At 61.7% G+C, this 19351-nt stretch carries 11 protein-coding genes and 1 other RNA gene; all 12 read right to left on the reverse strand.

Translation table 11 applies throughout. The annotated features are described in order from the left end of the window. Positions 1–60 precede the first annotated feature (60 nt). The 12 genes from purD to M3P88_RS08360 all read right to left on the reverse strand — a co-directional run bounded on the left by purD (position 61) and on the right by M3P88_RS08360 (position 19277). Complete coding sequence (gene purD / locus M3P88_RS08305; protein WP_249615589.1) at positions 61–1332, reverse strand: phosphoribosylamine--glycine ligase; 1272 nt, start codon at positions 1330–1332, stop codon at positions 61–63. Between the two features lie 88 nt (positions 1333–1420). Then, positions 1421–1969 carry a lipid IV(A) palmitoyltransferase PagP gene (pagP, locus tag M3P88_RS08310; RefSeq protein ID WP_249615590.1) on the reverse strand — a complete coding sequence of 183 codons (549 nt, stop codon included), beginning with the start codon at positions 1967–1969 and terminating at the stop codon, positions 1421–1423. Between the two features lie 111 nt (positions 1970–2080). Next, a complete protein-coding gene (gene purH / locus M3P88_RS08315; protein WP_249615591.1) occupies positions 2081–3658 on the reverse strand; it encodes a bifunctional phosphoribosylaminoimidazolecarboxamide formyltransferase/IMP cyclohydrolase in 1578 nt (525 codons plus the stop codon). Between the two features lie 76 nt (positions 3659–3734). Continuing rightward, positions 3735–3971, reverse strand: a complete 237-nt coding sequence (locus tag M3P88_RS08320; RefSeq protein ID WP_124735051.1) for a helix-turn-helix domain-containing protein — start codon at positions 3969–3971, stop codon at positions 3735–3737. Positions 3972–3989: 18 nt separating this feature from the next. Beyond that, on the reverse strand, positions 3990–5018 hold the full coding sequence (gene dusB / locus M3P88_RS08325; RefSeq protein WP_249615757.1) for a tRNA dihydrouridine synthase DusB: 1029 nt from the start codon (positions 5016–5018) through the stop codon (positions 3990–3992). A gap of 169 nt (positions 5019–5187) precedes the next feature. After that, positions 5188–5639: RNase P RNA component class A (gene rnpB, locus M3P88_RS08330), an RNA gene on the reverse strand. A 113-nt stretch (positions 5640–5752) separates the two neighbouring features. Next, on the reverse strand, positions 5753–9523 hold the full coding sequence (locus M3P88_RS16000; RefSeq protein WP_249615592.1) for a translocation/assembly module TamB domain-containing protein: 3771 nt from the start codon (positions 9521–9523) through the stop codon (positions 5753–5755). 49 nt (positions 9524–9572) lie between these two features. Then, positions 9573–11303: an autotransporter assembly complex protein TamA gene (locus tag M3P88_RS08340; RefSeq protein WP_249615593.1), complete on the reverse strand. Its 1731-nt coding sequence runs from the start codon at positions 11301–11303 to the stop codon at positions 9573–9575. 87 nt (positions 11304–11390) lie between these two features. After that, entirely contained in the window at positions 11391–13145 is a 1755-nt protein-coding gene (gene lpdA, locus M3P88_RS08345; protein ID WP_249615594.1) for a dihydrolipoyl dehydrogenase, read from the reverse strand. Positions 13146–13153: 8 nt separating this feature from the next. Then, entirely contained in the window at positions 13154–14806 is a 1653-nt protein-coding gene (aceF, locus tag M3P88_RS08350; RefSeq protein WP_249615595.1) for a dihydrolipoyllysine-residue acetyltransferase, read from the reverse strand. A gap of 132 nt (positions 14807–14938) precedes the next feature. Then, positions 14939–17602 (reverse strand): pyruvate dehydrogenase (acetyl-transferring), homodimeric type, encoded by a 2664-nt coding sequence (gene aceE / locus M3P88_RS08355; RefSeq protein ID WP_249615596.1) that lies wholly within the window; start codon positions 17600–17602, stop codon positions 14939–14941. A 277-nt stretch (positions 17603–17879) separates the two neighbouring features. Next, positions 17880–19277, reverse strand: a complete 1398-nt coding sequence (locus M3P88_RS08360) for a M48 family metalloprotease (RefSeq protein ID WP_249615597.1) — start codon at positions 19275–19277, stop codon at positions 17880–17882. Between the last annotated feature and the right edge of the window lie 74 nt (positions 19278–19351).

Raw genomic sequence — 19351 nt, forward strand, 5'->3', positions numbered from 1 at the left:
CAAAAACTTGGCGCCTCCTCTTCCGGCAACGGGAAAAAAAGCGCCAAGCCGGTGACGGCTTTAGCGCCCGATGGCGCGATAGCCGATGTCGCGGCGCAACTGGCAACCGTCAAACGCGATCTGGTCGGCAACCGCATAAGCATGCGCCTGCGCATCGGCCACAGTGTCGCCCAAGCCCACTGCACACAGCACACGCCCACCCGACACCACCGCATCCCCCTCGGCGTTCTGCGACGTACCGGCGTGGAACACCATGCCGTCAGCGTTCGCAGCCGGGATGCCGCGAATCACCGCCCCCTTTTGCGGCGCATCCGGGTAACCGGCGGCAGCCAGCACCACGCCCAAGGCCACGCGGCTGTCCCACTGCGCTTGCACCTGATCCAGCTTGCCATCGATGCCGGCGTCCAGCAGTTCGGTGAAGTCCGACTGCATGCGCGCCATGATGGGCTGGGTTTCCGGGTCGCCGAAGCGGCAATTGAACTCGATGGTAAACGGCTGGCCGGCCTTGTCTATCATCAGCCCGGCATAGAGAAAGCCGGTATAGGCGTGGCCATCCTTTTTCATGCCGGCTACCGTTGGCAGAATGATCTCGCGCATCGCGCGCTCATGCACCTCGGGCGTCACCACCGGCGCCGGGCTGTAGGCGCCCATGCCGCCGGTGTTCGGGCCCTGGTCGCCATCCAGCAGGCGCTTGTGATCCTGGCTGGTGGCCATGGCCAGCACATGCTCGCCGTCAACCATCACGATAAAGCTGGCCTCTTCGCCCTCGAGGAAATCCTCGATCACCACGCGCGCGCCGGCCGAGCCCATCTTGTTGCCCAACAGCATGTCGTCGATGGCGGCATGTGCTTCTTCCAGCGTCATCGCCACCACCACGCCCTTGCCGGCGGCCAGGCCGTCGGCCTTGATCACGATAGGCGCACCGCGCTGTGTGACATAGGCGCGTGCCTCGGCGGCGTCGGTGAAAGTCTGGTAGCCGGCAGTCGGAATGCCATGGCGCTGCATAAAGGCCTTGGCAAAGTCTTTCGAACTCTCCAGCTGCGCGCAATACTGCGTCGGCCCGAAGATGCGCAGCCCGGCTGCGCGAAAAGCGTCGACCACGCCGGCCGCCAGCGGCGCCTCGGGGCCGACCACGGTCAGCGCGATGTTTTCTGCCTTGGCAAAAGCGACCAGTTCGGCAATATCGTTGATGGCCACATTGAAGAGGCGCGCATCCAGCGCGGTGCCGGCATTACCCGGTGCCACAAAGACTTTGGCTGCACGCGGCGATTGCGCAATACGCCAGGCCAGCGCGTGTTCGCGCCCGCCGGAGCCGATAACCAGAACGTTCATCTTTAACATCCTTATGCGAGGGAGTCCGAATAGCATGCATGACCCGCATCAGCAGGCCATGCCATGCTCAGGCCGAGGTCGCCTGATCTCAATACTGGAAACGGGTGAAGAAGAACAGGATATTGCCGTTGCCTTTGCCGCCCGGCATATACGACATCATCAGAGCCGCCTTGCGGTATTGCAAAGAGACAAGCGGCAGCGCCCCGGGGACCGGAAAATTCTTCAAGGTATCGGAGCGTGAAGTCAGAAAGGCGGTAAAGCCCCCGCCTACCTGCCAGTTATCGCTTAATGGCAGCATTTTCTGATAGGCATAACCGGCAATCGGCTCGACATCATTGTGCGAATCCAGAAAAGCCATGGCATACAAGCCATGCCAGTCGCCATCCTCGTCAACAATACTTTTGCCCATACCGAAGCCCCAGGCATGCTCGTTGAACGAATCAATCTTTTCCCGGCTGTACATGCTGCGCAGATGGTGAGCATAACCCGGTATATAAATATCGGTGCGCCCTTCATCCCAGACTTGCACCACACGGCGGCAGCTTTTATCCAGCCAGCCCGAAGACTCGCCACAATCGGCAGCGAATGCCTGGGTCGCCAGCAACATGCCGGCGACGCTTATCCATTTTTTCTTCAAAACAAAATCCACAACAAAATGGCGGCTAAGGCCGCCATGGCTATCCCGGCAAAATTAAGCAAGGTAAAAAAACAGGCAACAAGGCGAGCCCTGTTGCCACGGCGATAAAACTTAGTGGCGGAAGTGGCGCACGCCGGTCAGTACCATCGCGATGCCGTGCTCGTCGGCAGCGGCGAATACTTCTTCGTCGCGCATCGAGCCGCCCGGCTGGATGATGGCCTTGATGCCCTGCTCGGCGATGACGTCGATGCCGTCGCGGAACGGGAAGAAGGCATCGGAAGATGCTACGGCATGCTGCAAGGACAAACCGGCGTCAGCCGCCTTGCGTGCGGCAATGCGGGTCGAGTCGACGCGGCTCATCTGGCCGGCGCCAATGCCTGCGGTCTGGCCTCCCGCGCAGAACACGATGGCGTTGGACTTCACATACTTGGCCACGCGCCATGCAAACAGCAGATCTTTCATTTCCTGCTCGCTTGGTGCGCGCTTGGTGACCACGCGCAACTCGTCCAGACCGACATTGCGGATATCCGGCGTCTGCACCAGTACACCGCCACCCACGCGCTTGAGTTCGTAATGGTTGGCGCCGGCTTCAAGCGGAATTTCCAGCACGCGCACGTTCTTCTTGGCGGCGATGATCGCCTTGGCTTCGTCGGTAAAGGCCGGCGCGATCAGCACTTCGAGGAACTGGCCGGTGACCGCTTCCACCGTTTCGGCATCGACCGGACGGTTAAAGGCGATGATGCCGCCAAAAGCGCTGGTGGTGTCGGTGGCAAAAGCCAGGCGGTAGGCGGAAAGCGTATCGGCGGCGATGGCTACGCCGCACGGGTTGGCGTGCTTGACGATCACGCAGGCCGGTGCGTCAAAGGTCTTGACCGCCTCCCAGGCCGCATCGCTGTCGGCGATATTGTTGTAGGACAGCTCCTTGCCCTGCAGCTGGCGGTAATTGGCAATGGAACCGGCAGCCGGCTCGAGGTCGCGGTAGAAGGCGGCGGCCTGATGCGGGTTCTCGCCGTAGCGCATATCTTGCACCTTGATCCACTGTGCGTTCAGGCGATCCGGGAAGGCGACGCGATCCGGCGTGCCGCTAATGGCTTCCGGCGCCAGGCTGGTCAGGTAGTTGGAGATGGCGCCATCGTAGGCGGCGGTATGGGTAAACGCTTTTTTAGCCAGCTCGAAACGGGTCTTCTTCGCCAGCTTGCCGGCATTCGCCGCCATTTCTTCTGCCAGCGCCGCGTAGTCGGCCGCATCGGTCACGATGGCCACATGCGCCCAGTTCTTGGCGGCGGAGCGCACCATGGTCGGGCCGCCGATATCGATATTCTCGATGGCGTCCTCGATGGTGCAGCCTTCCTTAGCGATGGTGGCGGCAAACGGGTACAGATTGACGCAGACAAGGTCGATATTGCCGATATCGAATTCGGCCATCTTGGCTACATGCTCGGGCAGATCACGCCGGCCGAGAATACCGCCGTGCACCTTGGGATGCAGGGTCTTGACGCGACCATCCAGCATTTCCGGAAAGCCGGTGTAGTCCGATACCTCGATCACCGGCACCTGGTTGTCGGCCAGCAATTTGGCCGTACCGCCGGTGGACAGGATTTCCACGCCTTGTGCCGCCAATGCACGGGCAAATTCGAGAACGCCGGTTTTATCGGAAACACTGATCAACGCGCGTGCTATCTTGGTCATCTGCTTCTATTCCCTTTGAGTCTACTGCCACACCATAAAAAACCGGCAAGCCCTGACGGGGTTGCCGGTTGATCTGTTAAATCAGACTGTAAGCCTTCATCTTCTTGCGCAAGGTATTGCGGTTCAGCCCCAGTAACTCGGCTGCCCGCGTCTGGTTGCCCTGGGTATGCACCAGCACCACCTCGATCAGCGGCTTTTCCACGCAAGCCAATACCATGTCGTATACCGCGGTCGGCGTCTCGCCGTCCAGATCGCGGAAATACTGCTCCATCGCCAGTTTGACGGAATGGGAAATGTGTTCGTGATTCTGCATGGTATCGGCTGTGTTGGGTTATTCGGGAGCACGCGCAGGGCGGCTGCTAGGTTCGTCTATATACTGCAGGCGCTCGGAAGCTTCGCACAGCCGGTCAAAATAGTCGGCCACGGCCAGGCGCTGATCCTCGGTGTTTTCCAGCTGGTACATGGCCTGGCGGAATGCATTACCGCCAGAGAGCGCCCTGGTGTACCAGGCAATATGCTTGCGCGCGATGCGGCAGCCGGAGTATTCGCCGTAAAACGCATACAACTCGTCCAGATGCGCCAGCAAGACCGCACGGATTTCCGCCACGCGCGGCGGCGGCAAATGCGCGCCGCTATCCAGATAATGCTGGATCTCGCGGAAGATCCACGGCCGGCCCTGTGCGGCACGCCCTATCATGATCGCGTCGGCACCGGTCACATCCAGCACGAAACGCGCTTTTTCCGGGCTGTCGATGTCGCCATTGGCAATCACCGGAATACTCAGCGCCTGCTTGACCGCGGCGATGGTCTCGTACTCGGCCTCGCCGTGATACAAGTCTTCACGGGTACGCCCGTGCACGGCCAGCGCGGCAATGCCGGACTGCTCGGCCAGACGCGCGATGGCCAGCGCATTCTTGTGCTCGCGGCTCCAGCCGGTACGGATTTTCAGCGTCACCGGCACATCGACCGCACCCACGACCGCTTCGAGTATGCGCGCCACCAGCGCTTCGTCGCGCATCAGCGCGGAGCCGGCGGCGACATTGCAGACCTTCTTGGCCGGGCAGCCCATATTGATGTCGATAATCTGCGCGCCCTGATCCACATTCATGCGCGCCGCTTCGGCCATTTCGGCCGGATCGGCACCGGCAATCTGCACCGAAATCGGCTCGACCTCGCCGCTATGGTCGGCGCGGCGCAAAGTCTTGGCCTTGTGCCACAGCGTCTTATTGGAGGTGATCATCTCGGACACCGCCATCCCCGCGCCCATGGCCTTGCACAGCATGCGAAACGGCCTGTCGGTCACGCCGGCCATAGGCGCGACAATCAGCTGGTTTTTCAGCAGGTAAGGTCCGATTTGCATGCAGGTGGTAACGTCAAGGCGGCGAAGGGTCGCCATTGTAATGCTTTTTGCCGGGACGGGGGAGAGGCGATTGCCTGTTTTTTGCACTATCCGTGCGGCGAAAAGCGGCAAAGACAAGGTGCTTGGTCTATGGCTATCATCGTCTGGCAGACGAGACTAGCCGGATGAGGTGGAAAGTCGACCGATAAGCCGGGTTCTGTCGTTGAACAGTCATTCCTCTAGACCTGCCGTTACCGACAGGCTCAAGCAACCTACCCGGGTACAGCGCGGGCCACGCCAATGTACCCCTATTTGGTCTTGCTCCGGATGGGGTTTAGCCTGCCGTTGAATGTTGCCACCAACGCGGTGCGCTCTTACCGCACCTTTTCACCCTTACCTGTGCCGTGCGACAGCGTGCTGGCAAGCCAGCGCTGGTGCAGGACGTACACCCTGAGGGATGCGTATCCTGGCCTGTCGCGGTGGCAGCGCACCTTGCGGTGAACTGCCCGGCCATCGGCGGTTCTGCTCTCTGTTCCACTTTCCGTCGCCTCACGGCGCCCGGTCGTTAACCGGCATCCTGCCCTATGGAGCCCGGACTTTCCTCCCCGTGACTTAACACGCGGCGACTGTCTGGTCGACTTTCCGGGGCGGATTGTAACACCTGCAGAGGAATACGGGAGTAGGGATTAGGGAATGGGGAGTAAAAACCCGCCACGCCCACTCCCCACTCCCCACTCCCCACTCCCTGCTCCCCCTCAATCAAACCTCACCGTATAACGGCTCTCGACGTCAATCGTGGTGCCGGCCTTGATCTGCGCTGACCAGCCCTTGCTCAGCTGGTACACCACTTTGACCGCCTGGGTGGCGCTGGTAATGCCGTACTCGTAACCCAGATACAGCGACTGCGACAACTGCCGCCCCAGTGTCACCACCTGCTCGGCCGGGTTGACCGTGCCGTTGGCCAGCGTTTTTTCGCCACGCGAAGTCAGGCCGATATCGTCGAACAGCCCCAACTTGTCATTGATGGCACCGGCCAGAAAGCCGCCGGCCGAAGCTGCCAGCGCATTATCGTCCTGACCGCCACCGCTAGCCGAACGCCCCAGAATCAGCCATGCCAGTTTTTCCTTCTCCGACATCGGCTCATCCGCCACCAGTTGCACCTTGGGGTAGAGCACCGAACCACTGACTTCAACCCCCGCCCCGACCGGCGACATCCGGCGCTGTGCGCGTATCGCCAATCCCGGGTTATCAACAGGACCACTAAAGGAGATCACGCCCTTGCTGATATCCAGATCCTGGCCATACGCCTTGAAGCGGCCATCCACCGCATTCACCTGGCCATACACAGCCAGCGCCTCATCCGGCTTGGCTTGCAACTGCAGCTGGCCTTCCAGCCGGGTAGTCAACCCGGCACCGCTAAAGCGGAAGTTATCCCCCAGATCCAGCTTGAGATTCATGGCAAACGGCAAGCTGGCGGCACCGGCTTGTGGCTGCACCCGCCCGATTACGACCACATCCTTTCCCAAGGCCGGCGCGCCGAACTTGGGCATTTCCAGTCGCGCACGATCGATCTTGATGGCTCCATCCAGCGTGACCGCCTTGTCATCCAGGTTCAGATTCACTAGGCCCGATAGCAGCACCCTTTGTCCGGGGCGGGAAATGGCACGGAATTTATCCATTTTGAACACCAGTTGCGCAGCGGGCTTGCCCTCGACCAGCGCCAGTTTCCCTGTCGCGCTCAGGCTATCGTTATTGTCGAAAGTCAGCCGTTCCAGCCATAACTCGCGCCCGGCAAAGCGCGCAGCCAGCGTGCCGTCTTTCAGGGCGATGCCGTTCAGGCGGTCGCTAAAGGCGAGCGCACTCCCCTGAATAGGGCCGGAGAACTGCGGCGCACCCAATGTGCCGCTGATCGCCAGATCGGCCGTTGCCCGCCCGCTCAGGGTCTGCCCCAGCGCCAGCCAGCCCTGAAAGGCAGACAAGGCCGGTACATCGCCCTGCACGCTGGCGCTAACTGGAGAGGCCGCCGAATAGCGCCCGCCCAGCGTCTGGATGCGGCCCTGTCCGTTCAGGCTGGCCAGTGCGCTGGCCAGCTGCATGCGCCAACTCAAGCCCGCCCCATCAAATTGCGCCTGCAAGCGTGCATTGCTTAGCCCCAGCGCCTGATGGCCGGACTTGGCCGGCAACAGCACATCGCCCGCTTCACGCTGCAGATTCAGCTGCCCTTGCGCTACGCCACCGGCCATGCGCAGCGCCCAATCGCCGCCCAACAGCAGGTTTTCTTGCAGCGGCAGGCTAAACCAGGGCGACAGCGCCGCCAGCTGGATGCCGCGCACGCTGCCAGCCGTTTCGATGCCGCCGGCGCGTGACCAGGCGGTCTTTTGCAGTGTCCAATCGGTGTCCAATGCCCGCCAGCGCCCGGCGCCCAGACTCACCGCATCGGCCGCCACACTCAGGCTCAGCGGTTGCAGCAATTGCAGCGCCGGCTCGCCGCTGATGCTCAGCCGCGCCAGCGTACCCTGCCAGACACTGGCACCGGACAGGCCGCCATCCAGTTCGGTCGACAAGACAAAGGGCTTGCCCTGCAGTTGCAACTTGCCATCCAGGCTGACCCGATGGCGGCTACGGACCCCCTCGCCGGCCAGCGCCAGTTGCTCGACCTCCAGCGCGCCGGCACGCAGACCGGCGAGTCTGGCATCCAGCTTGAACGGACTGGCACCGCTGGCCGCCAGCTCGCCCTCTGCATTCAGGCTGGCAATACTCAAGTCTCCCGGCAGGCGCAAGGCGTTCGCATCCAGCTTGGCGCTGAACAAGGGCTGCGCCGGGGTACCGGCCAGCAAAATACGCGCATTGGCACGCCCGGCAAAAGCGGGGCCCAGCAGCGCCAGATTGTCGGCTTGCAACACCAGTTGCAGCTTGTCGCCCGGCTTGCCATAAGCACCGCTCGCCTGCAGCCGGTTGCCGCCCAATAGCAAAGCAGCATTCAGCCGGCTTAAGCGGTCGGCCTGCCAGTGCGCCTCGGCGCGACCGCTAAGCGGGGCACCCGAGAGCTGACTGGGGGTCAGCATCAGGCTGACATCGCCTTGCGGCGCACCGGCGAGCCTGGCATCGACTTTAAGCGTGGCATTGACACTGCCCTGCGGCAGATCCTTGCTCAGCGCGCCCGGATTAAAAGCCTTGAGCGTTCCGCTCAAGTTCAGGCGCTGTGCCTCATCCAGACTCAGGCGGCCGCTGACATCCATCACCCCGTTGCCGGTGCTCGCACGCAGGCGGCGGATATCCAGCGCTTCGGCCTTACCGCGCAACCAGGCCAACTCGCCATTCAGCCGCAGTTGGTCGGCGCTTAAATCCAGCGTCAGCAAGGGGCGCATTTTTTCGCCACCCAGCGCAACCTTGCCCGATACGGTTTGCGCCGGAGCCGCCGCCGAAATGGCACGCAGCGACAAGCGCTCCAGCACCAGCTTGAGGTCGAAATTTTTCGGGGTAAAAACGCCGGCGATGCCGACCCGGCCATCGGCCACATTGGCAAAGGCATCCGACAGCGTCAGCTCATCCTGATTGACACGGAAAGTCGCTACCGCCAGCGATAGCGGCAAGCGCTGCGCCGACACCGGGCCCGGCGCGGCATTAATCAGCGATAAACCGCCGGACAGTGCCTCGTCGCCGGCAGGCTGCGCTTCCAGCGCCATCGACAACTGCGCCTGTGGTGCGCCGGGAAACAGCACGGCCGGATTGATATTACCCAGCCGTATCGACAGGGTTTTGATCTTGCGGTAAATCACCGGGGCAAAGGGTGCGAACTGCCCGTCCACCTCGGCCACCACCCCGGTTGTCTCGCCCTTGAGCGCAAGCGTAGGCGCCAGCAAGGAGCCGCCCAGATTGGCATAGGCCTGCACCTTGCGCCCATCCAGCTCGCCCCCCAGCTCCACCCGCCCGCCCAGTGCAAAAGGCGCATCCGCCGCCAGCGCCAGCGAACCGGCCGCACTGCCCCAGGGCGAATGCAGCGACTCCAGCGCCAGCGCATGATGGCCATCCAGATAACGGTAGGAGCCTGCCAGACTCCGGAACACGAGCGCCTGCGGCTGCAGGCTCAGGCTGTACAAGGACACATGGCTGACCTCGATCTCCAGCGGCAAGGCCAGCGATGCAGGGGCACTTAATGGCTCGCCCGAGCCAGGGGTGCGGTCGTCCAGCAGCACACTGCCTAACTCAAGCCGGTTAATGATCAGCTTGCGCTGCAAGAGTGCACCCGGCTGCCAATCCAGGGCGATACGGGATAGCTCGATGCGCTTAAGCGGCGTCTGCCAGCGCACGCCTTGCAACTGGAAGCCGCGCCACAACGTGCCCTCCACCTTGGCAACCGATAGCGCGCCCTGGCTTGCCTGTGCCGCCAGCTGCCACAGCCGGGCAAAACCGGCCTCGCTGCCGCTTAACCAGGCCGCCGCGCCGACAAGGACAAACAGCACCAGCAGCAAGGCAAGCAAAATGCGCCGGCCCCAATGCGGGCGCGCAGCGGAAGGTTCAGGCACAGGGGCATCCTGTGGAGGCGGCTCGGTATTCGGTATCATCGGTATTCGTTCAGAAAGGCAGACCCAGACTCATGGTCCAGCGCCATTTGCGGTCGGTATCGCCCCGCGCCAGATCAAAGGCAATCGGTGCCACCGGGCTTAGCCAGCGCACACCGAAGCCGAAGCTGCGTGCCAGCTCGAAACTCTTCCAGCTGTCGGCGGCATCACCCATATCGTGGAACAGACCCAAACGCCAGTGCGGTGCCACGGTAAACAGATATTCCAGCGAGCCGGTCGCCATGACCCGCCCGCCCAACACCGAACCATTGGGGCCGGCAACGCCCAGGCTCTCGTATTCGAAACCGCGTACGCTATTGACGCCGCCGGCACGAAATAGCAGGGATGACGGCACTTTGTCGGTTTGCTGCGCCCACACCTCGCCCACATCGGCGCGCACAAGCCAGGTACCGGGCACAAAGCCCGGCGTCCAGTACACGGCACCGCGTGCACGACCGCGAACAAAAGCGGTTTCGGACAGGGCACGCCCCAAGGTAGACGACAGGCGGCCATCCAGCAGATAACCGTTGCGCGGGTCCATCACATCGTCCAGCTTGCGCTGGGTCCAGCCTATGGTCGCGAATACGGCCTGATTATTGCGGTCTTCAACCCCGCCCAGCGTTTCACGATCCAGCACATATTCGACGCCGATACGTGCCTCGATATTGCCGCGCTGCCTGAGCCGCCAGACACCGCCCTCTACGGTGTCGCGCTCGACATTCTGCACCTCGCTTTTTTTCAGCGCGATATTACCCGAGTGCGAGTAGCCGTCGCGCGTACGCGGCAAGGCCAGGCCGAAATTCAGCGCGCTTTCGTTCTGCTTCCAGTCCAGCAACACCGAGCCGGTGTAGCCGCGACGGAAAATATTGTAATGCTCGTACCCCAAGCGGGTACCAAAACCCTCTTCGCTATCCCAAGTCAGGCCGATTTCACCCTTCTGCCGCGGCACTTCCACCACCTGCACCAGGATAGGCAACTCGCCGTCCTTGATTTCACCGGTCAGCGGAATCACCAGCGCCGAGGAGAAATGCACATCCTCCTCCAGCGAGCTTTGAAATGCGGTCAGTTTCTCCAGGCTATACACCGCACCGGGCATAAAATCGGCCTGCCCCCTGACCATGCTTTCGGGGTAACGCTGCAAACCCTCGATACGGATCTTGCCGAATTCCACCCGCGGCCCGCTGTCCACGCTCAGGCTCAGGCTCACCTCGTCGGTTTGCGGATTGACCTCGGCACGGGAAGCGGCCAGCTTGGCCAGCGGATAAGCACGTAACGACAACAAACGTACCGCCAGCTTTTTGCCGGCATCCCATTCGTCCTGGGTAAACACCGCCCCTTCCGGCAAAGGCCAGTCTTCCTTCAGCTCGGCCCTGACCTCAGCCAGCTCCGGCGAGCCTTGTGCCGCACCGCTAAAGTCGATGTGCAGGCGATGGATGCGCGCAGGCGCACCGGGGCTCACTTTGACATCGACCACATCGGCCGCAGGCCGCGACACACTGACCGCAGCATTGAAGTAACCCATGGTTTCGAGCAGCCGTTTGGCCGCAACCGGCGTTTCCTCCAGCAAGGCGGCCAGCGTCGCCTCGTCCATATCGGGATCGGACGCGAGGGTCACCAGCTCCAGATTGTCGGCCAGCAGGGTTTTAAGTTGCTCGGGCGCGGCGATGTCGACCTTATAGGTCAGGCTTGCCCAGGCAGGCGTGCACAGGCAGGAAAAGAGAAGTGGGATCAGGATGCGGCGCATAGGCCTTATGATATAGGACTCGCGTGAAAAGCGGGGAGTGGGGAGTGGGGAGTGGGGAGCTTACTCCCTACTCCCCACTCCCATTTGCTAGCGCTTCTTCACCGGCGGCAAATCGGTGCAATGGCCTTCAAACGCTTCGGCCGCCATACCGATGGACTCGCCCAGTGTCGGGTGCGGGTGGATGGTCTTGCCGATATCGGCCGGATCACACCCCATCTCGATGGCCAGTGCCACCTCGCCTATCATATCGCCGGCGTTAGGGCCGACAATCGCACCACCCACTACCTGATGGGTGGCTTCGTCGAAGATCAGCTTGGTGAAGCCGTAATCGCAGCCGTTGGCGATGGCACGACCGGACGCCGACCACGGGAACTTGCCGACGCCAACCTTGATTCCCTTGGCCTTGGCTTCCAGCTCGGTCAGACCAACCCAAGCCACTTCCGGCTCGGTATAGGCAACCGACGGAATCACCCGTGCATCGAAATAGGTCTTTTGGCCATTCGCCACTTCCGCCGCCACATGGCCTTCATGCACGCCCTTATGCGCCAGCATAGGCTGGCCGACGATGTCGCCGATGGCGAAGATGTGCGGCACATTGGTGTGCTGCTGCTTGTCGACTTCGATAAAGCCGCGCTCGCTCACCTGAATGCCGGCGTTTTCCGCGCCGATTTTCTTGCCGTTCGGGCTGCGGCCAACCGCTACCAGCACCAGATCGTACTTCTGCTCCTCGGCGGGTGCCTGTTCGCCCTCGAACTTCACCATGACCCCGTCCGGACGGCAGGTCACGCCGACGGTGCGGGTTTTCAGCATGATCTTGTCGAAGCGGTGGGCATTGCGCTTTTCCCACACGCGAACCAGATCCTTGTCGGCACCGGCCATCAGGCCGTCGGCCATTTCGACCACGTCGATGCGCGCGCCCAGCGACGAGTACACGGTCGCCATTTCCAGACCGATAATGCCGCCACCCACCACCAGCATGCGCCCCGGCACCTGGCGCAATTCCAGCGCACCGGTCGAGTCGACAATGCGCGGGTCTTCCGGCAGAAACGGCAGTTTCACCGCCTGACTACCGGCGGCAATAATCGCCTGCTTGAACTTGATGACGGTCTTGTCGCCAGTCTCGGCCTTGCCCTCGCCGGCAGTCAGCTCGACTTCCATATGGAAAGGATCGATAAAGCGGCCGTTACCGCGCACCAGCTGCACATTGCGCATCTTGGCCATCACCGCCAGACCGCCGGTCAGCTTGCCGACCACCTTTTCCTTGTGCTTCCTGAGTGCCGACAAATCGACCTGCGGCGCGCCAAAGGCCACGCCGGTGTCGGAGAAGTGGCTGGCTTCCTCGATCACCGCGGCAACATGCAGCAGTGCCTTGGACGGGATGCAGCCCACGTTCAGGCATACGCCACCCAAGGTCGCGTAACGCTCGACGATCACCACCTTCATGCCCAGATCGGCAGCGCGGAAAGCGGCGGAATACCCGCCCGGCCCGCCACCCAACACCAGCATATCGCATTCGATATCGGCGCCAGCGCCATGAGGGGTAGCCTGTGGTGCCGCAAGCGGCGCACTGGCCGGCGCTGCAGCCACGGGCTCGCTGGCGTCGGCGGCTTCGATCAGTGCAATCACATCGCCCTCGGACACCTTGCTGCCGACCTTGATCAGCACATCCTTGACCACACCGGCCTTTTCGGCGGGCACATCCATGGTTGCCTTATCGGTTTCCAGGGTGATCAGGCTATCGTCGACGGCGATGCGGTCGCCCTCCTTGATAAAGACTTCGATGACGTCAACGCCGCCATGCCCGCCAATATCGGGGACTTTCAGTTCTATCATTTGGCTCATGGTCTTCCTTACAGCATCAGGCGGCGGATATCGGCCAGCACCTGCGCCATATACGCGGTAAAGCGTGCAGCGGAGGCACCATCAATCACGCGGTGGTCGTAGGACAGGCTCAAAGGCAGCATCAGCCGCGGCGCGAACTCCTTGCCGTTCCACTTAGGCTTGATCTCGGACTTGGACACGCCAAGGATGGCGACTTCCGGCGCATTGATGATAGGCGTAAAGGCCGTACCGCCGATGCCGCCCAGACTGGAGATGCTGAAGCAGCCGCCTTGCATGTCGGTTGGCAACAACTTGCCGTCGCGCGCCTTCTTGGCCAGCGCTCCGCTTTCCTGAGCGATCTGCAGCAGGCTCTTCTGGTCGGCATCCTTGATCACCGGTACCACCAGGCCATTTGGCGTGTCGGCAGCAAAACCGATATGGAAGTACTGCTTGAGCACCAGATTGTCGCCGTCGAGGCTGGCATTGAATTCCGGATACTTTTTCAGCGCCGCTACCGCCGCCTTGATCAGGAAGGCAAGCGGCGTCAGCTTGACGCCTTCGGCCTTGAGCTCTTCGCCCATGCCCTTGCGGAAGGCTTCCATCTCGGTGATGTCGGCTTCGTCAAACTGGGTAACATGCGGAATCATCACCCAGTTGCGCGCCAGATTGGCGCCGGACAGCTTCTTGATGCGGGAAAGCGGTTTCAGTTCGACTGCGCCAAACTTGGCAAAATCGACCTTAGGCCATGGCAGCAGATCCAGACCGCCACCCAGGCTAGCCGGCGCAGCGGCAGGCGCCAGCGCCGCCGGATTGCTCAGTACGCCCTTGACGAAGGCCTTAACGTCTTCGTCGGTAATGCGGCCCTTGCGGCCCGAGCCCTTGACGCGGCCCAGATCCACCCCCAGTTCGCGCGCCAGCTTGCGCACCGACGGGCCGGCATGGGCTTTGGAGAACGAAACTTCGTTAATGGCAGCCGGTGCGGCAGCCACCAGCGGGGCGACAGGCGCAGCGGCAGCTACCGGTGCAGGTGCTGCTACCGGCGCCGGCGCAGCAACCGCAGCAACCGCAGCGGCCGCCACCGGCGCGGCTACGGCCGCTTGTGCCGATTCAACCAGCAAAATCAGATGACCTTGCGACACCTTGTCGCCGACCTTGATCTTGACCTCCAGCACACGGCCGGCCACGGTCGATGGCACTTCCATGGTGGCCTTGTCGGTTTCCAGCGTAATCAGGCTGTCGTCCACCTTGATCTCGTCACCGGCCTTGACCGCCACTTCGATCACGTCAACGTCGCTGGCGCCACCGATATCCGGCACGCACACTTCAACCGTAGCGCTCACCGCAGGCGCGGCCGGTGCAGCAGGCGCGGCGGCAACGGGAGAGGCAACGGCAACCGGTGCCACGGCGGCAGCTTCGGCCTTGGGCGCAACCGCCGCCGTGCCAGCAACTTCGATCAGCGCGATCACATCGCCTTCGGAGATCTTGCCGCCATTGATGGCGCGCACTTCTTTCACCACACCGGCGACTTCGGCCGGCACTTCCATGGTGGCTTTGTCGGTTTCCAGCGTGATCAGCGAATCATCCACCGCGACGGTGTCACCCGCCTTGATGAAGACTTCGATCACATCCACATTTGCATGTCCGCCGATATCGGGGACTTTCAGTTCGATTATTTGGCTCATTATTTTTCCTTATCCGGGCTTGGCCCCTGTTCGGGATCCGGGAACCGGAACCCGGGAATCGCCGGCCTGCCATCGGTCGCCATCAGCGCCCTAACACCGGCAGTACGAGTCCCGGGTTCCACCTGCCTTGGCTTAAACCTTCCAGCTAGGCAAGCGGTCTACATTGATGCCGTAGCGCGCAATCGCTTCGCTGACGCGGGACGCGGGGATCTTGCCGTCGCGTGCCAGTGCCGACAGTGCGGCCACGACCACGTGATAGCGGTCGACTTCGAAGAAGTCGCGCAAGCGGGCACGGCTGTCCGAGCGGCCAAAGCCATCGGTACCCAGCACCAGATAACGCCCCGGCACAAATTCGCGGATCTGCTCGGCGTAGGCGCGGATATAGTCGGTCGCGGCGATAAACGGGCCTTGCTTGCCGGACAGCTGCGCCTCGACATAGCTTGCCTGCAGCGCTTCTTCCGGATGCAAGAGCGCATGGCGGGCGGCGGCGCGGCCGTCGCGGGCCAGTTCGTTGAACGAGGTCACGCTCCAGATATCGCTGGCAACGCCAAAGTCGCTGCGCAGCAGGTCGGCAGCGGCCATCACTTCGCGCAAGATGGTGCCCGAGCCCATCAGCTGCACCTTGATGTCGGACTCGCCGCCATCGGACAACTGGTACATGCCCTTGAGGATGCCGGCTTCGGCACCGGCCGGCATGGCCGGATGGGCGTAGTTCTCGTTCATCAGGGTGATGTAATAGAACACGTCTTCCTGCTCGGCATACATGCGCTGCAAACCGTCCTGCAGAATGACCGCCAGCTCGTAGGCGAAAGTCGGATCATAGGAGACGCAGTTCGGAATCAGGCCGGCCTGGATATGGCTGTGACCATCTTCATGCTGCAGGCCTTCGCCGTTCAGCGTGGTGCGCCCTGCCGTGCCGCCCAGCATAAAGCCGCGCGCACGCATATCACCCGCAGCCCAGGCCAGATCGCCGATACGCTGGAAACCGAACATCGAGTAGTAGATGTAGAACGGAATCATCGGGATGCCGTGGTTGGCGTAGCTGGTCGCTGCCGCAATCCACGAGGACATCGCGCCCGGCTCGTTAATGCCTTCTTGCAGCATCTGGCCGTCTTTGGATTCCTTGTAGAACATCAGCTGGTCGGCGTCCTGCGGCACATAGTTCTGACCCTGAGTCGACCAGATGCCGTACTGGCGGAACATGCCTTCCATACCGAAAGTGCGCGATTCGTCCGGCACGATAGGCACGATCTGTTTACCGATAGACTTGTCTTTCAGCAGATTGCCTATCATGCGCACGAAGGCCATGGTGGTGGAGAACTCGCGCTCGCCCGAATCCTTGAGCATGGCATCGAATACATGCAGACCCGGCACCGCCATCGGCGCTTTTACCGGCAGACGGGCAGGCAGGCTGCCGCCAAAAGCGGCGCGGCGTTCGCGCATATACGCCATTTCCGGGCTGTCTTCGGCCGGCTTGTAGTAAGGCACGCTTTCCAGATCGGCATCCGACACCGGAATACCGAAGCGGTCGCGGAATTTACGCAGGCTGTCCAGCGCCATTTTCTTGGCGCCGTGCGCAATATTCTGGCCTTCGCCGGATGCGCCCATGCCGTAACCCTTGATGGTCTTGGCCAGGATGACGGTCGGCAGACCCTGCGCATTGGTCGTGGCTTCGTGGTAAGCGGCATAGACCTTGTGCGGGTCGTGGCCGCCACGGTTCAGGTTCCAGATCTCGTCGTCCGACATATTGGCGACCATTTCCAGCAGCTCGGGATACTTGCCGAAGAAATGTTCGCGCACATAGGCGCCGTCTTTCGACTTGAAGGTCTGATAGTCGCCATCCACGCACTCTTCCATGCGCTTCTTCAGCAGGCCCTTGCTGTCCATGGCCAACAGCGGATCCCAGCGGCTACCCCAGATCAGCTTGATCACATTCCAGCCGGCACCGCGGAAGTCGCCTTCCAGTTCCTGAATGATTTTGCCGTTGCCGCGGACCGGACCGTCCAGACGCTGCAGGTTGCAGTTGATCACGAACACCAGGTTGTCCAGGCCTTCGCGCGCCGCCAGTGCGATGGCGCCCAGGCTTTCCGGCTCGTCCATCTCGCCGTCGCCGCAGAAGCACCATACCTTGCGACCCGGCGTGCGGGCCAGACCACGGCTTTCCAGATACTTCAGGAAGCGTGCCTGATAAATCGCCATCAACGGGCCCAAGCCCATGGACACGGTCGGGAACTGCCAGAAGTCCGGCATCAGCCAGGGGTGCGGGTAGGACGACAGGCCGTTGCCGTCGACTTCCTGGCGGAAGTTATCCAGCTGCGTCTCGGTCAGACGGCCTTCGAGGAAGGCGCGCGAGTACACTCCCGGCGCAATATGGCCCTGGAAGTAGATCAGATCGCCTTCCTGCTCTTCGTTGGGCGCACGCCAGAAGTGGTTGAAGCCGACATCGTACAAGGTGGCCGACGACTGGTAGCTGGCGATATGACCGCCCAGCTCCAGATCTTTCTTGCCGGCGCGCAGCACCATGGCCATCGCGTTCCAGCGGCAGATGGAGCGGATGCGGTGTTCCAGCTCGTGGTTGCCCGGCGACTTCTTCTCGCGCCCGGCAGGGATGGTATTCAGGTAAGCGGTGGTGGCATCAAATGGCAGATGCGCGCCGCTACGGCGGGTCTGTTCAACCAGATTTTCCAGCAGAAACTGGGCGCGTTCGGCGCCTTCATTTTCCAGCACCGAAGCCAGTGCCTCGGTCCATTCGCGGGTTTCCAGCGGGTCGATATCATCCGGGAAGCGTGTAGCCATTTTGTCTCCTTACTTATTGGTCGCAGCCTGCGCTTGTGGCGCAAATCCTGTTCATTCGAAACGATGGGGTCAAGCATGCTTAGTCGTTCAGACCCCAAACAGTGAGCGTATTCGCACTTTTATGTGTTTGTATTCGAACAATTCTAGCAATGGGGGTGAGTGTAATGGCTACAGGGTCAACTATGGAATAGGCAAAACGAGCTAAAGCTTCAACATCCGCATAAAAAACAACATGCGGCAATGCAGCATCTTGTTTTTATGCGTGAATTTTACATTTTTACTTGGCAGGCCGCGCCTTGAGCACCTTTTCTATCTCGCGCATACGCGCTTCAACGCTGGAACGCAGATAGAAATTATCGCCCTTGGCCGCACTGGCCAGCCGGTATTGCACCAGTGCAGATTCAAACATTTGTTCGAAATAGAACGCATGCCCCAGCTCGGCATGATAACTGAGCACATCATTTTCTCCATAAAGACGCGCCGCCAGACGGTGCAGCTCGGCATCGGCCGGCTGGCGCGCCAGCAAAGCCTGCACCTGGCGCAGTGCCACGCCTTGCTGGCCACTGACGGTCAGCGCCTGCACTTCGCCCAGCAGCAGGGCGCGACTGGCGGGAAATGCCGCCAAGCCCTGGCGGTAGTACACCAGCGCCTGCTGCGTCTGGCCTGCATTCATGGCAATCTCGGCCTGCAGCGTGTACAGCATCGCGTCGGCCGGCAATAAGCGCACCGCGTCACTGGCCGCTTGCTGTGCGCCCGCAAAGTTGCGCTGCGCCAGATAGGCGCGCGCCAGGCCATAATGCTGCGCGCCTTCGTTCAGAAACCGCCGCTCAGCCAGCGCGCGCTGGTAATAAGACACGGCCTCTGCCGGGCTGAGCGTATTCAGGCGCAGTTTCTCGCGCACCAGCAGAAAATCGGTACTGTCCGGCTTCATGCGTACCGGCTGACTCTGGGCGCGATCCTGTCCTTCGCTGATGCGCTCGCTAGTGACCGGGTGAGTACGCAGAAAAGACAACGCCTTATTGTCGTTGTAACGGTTGCCCTGCTGCAGGCGCTCGAAAAAGGCCGGCATGGTGCGCGCATCGAAGCCCGCATCGGTCAGGTAATGCATGCCGATGCGGTCAGCCTCGCGCTCGAAATCGCGGCTATAGGCCAGCTGGGTTTGTGCGGCCATGCCCATGCCGGCATTCAGCGCACCGAAGGTTGCATCCGAGTTGCCCGAACGCGAAGCCAGCACGCCGGCCAGCACCGCCGCCAGTATCCATAGCTGGCTATGGGTCGAGGTTTCACGCATACGCGCCAGATGGCGCTGGGTCACATGCGCCACCTCGTGCGACAGCACCGATGCCAGCTCGCCCTCGCTTTGCGCTGCCAGCAGCAGGCCGGTATGCACACCGATCACACCGCCGGGCATGGCAAAGGCGTTGATGGAATTGTCGTCTACGGCAAAAAAGGTAAAGTCGTTGCCGGTCGCGGCCGCCGAGGTGATGCGCTTACCCAGACGGGCAAGATAGGCATTCACTTCGGCATCCTGCACCACATCCCCCGCATCGCGGATCTGGCTCAGAATCTCGCGCCCTATCCTCGCCTCGTCTGCCTGCGACAAAGCCTCCTCCCCGACACTGCCAAGATCAGGTAGCGGTGCCGCCAGTGCTGGCGTAAAAGCAATGGCAAACATGAGGGTTGAGCACAGCAGAGTCTTTTTCATCATCCGGCTATGATAGCTGCGCAAAGGGAAAAGTTGCACGCGGG

Origin of the sequence: Craterilacuibacter sp. RT1T, assembly GCF_023502145.1 — a bacterium.
GTDB lineage: Bacteria > Pseudomonadota > Gammaproteobacteria > Burkholderiales > Chromobacteriaceae > Craterilacuibacter.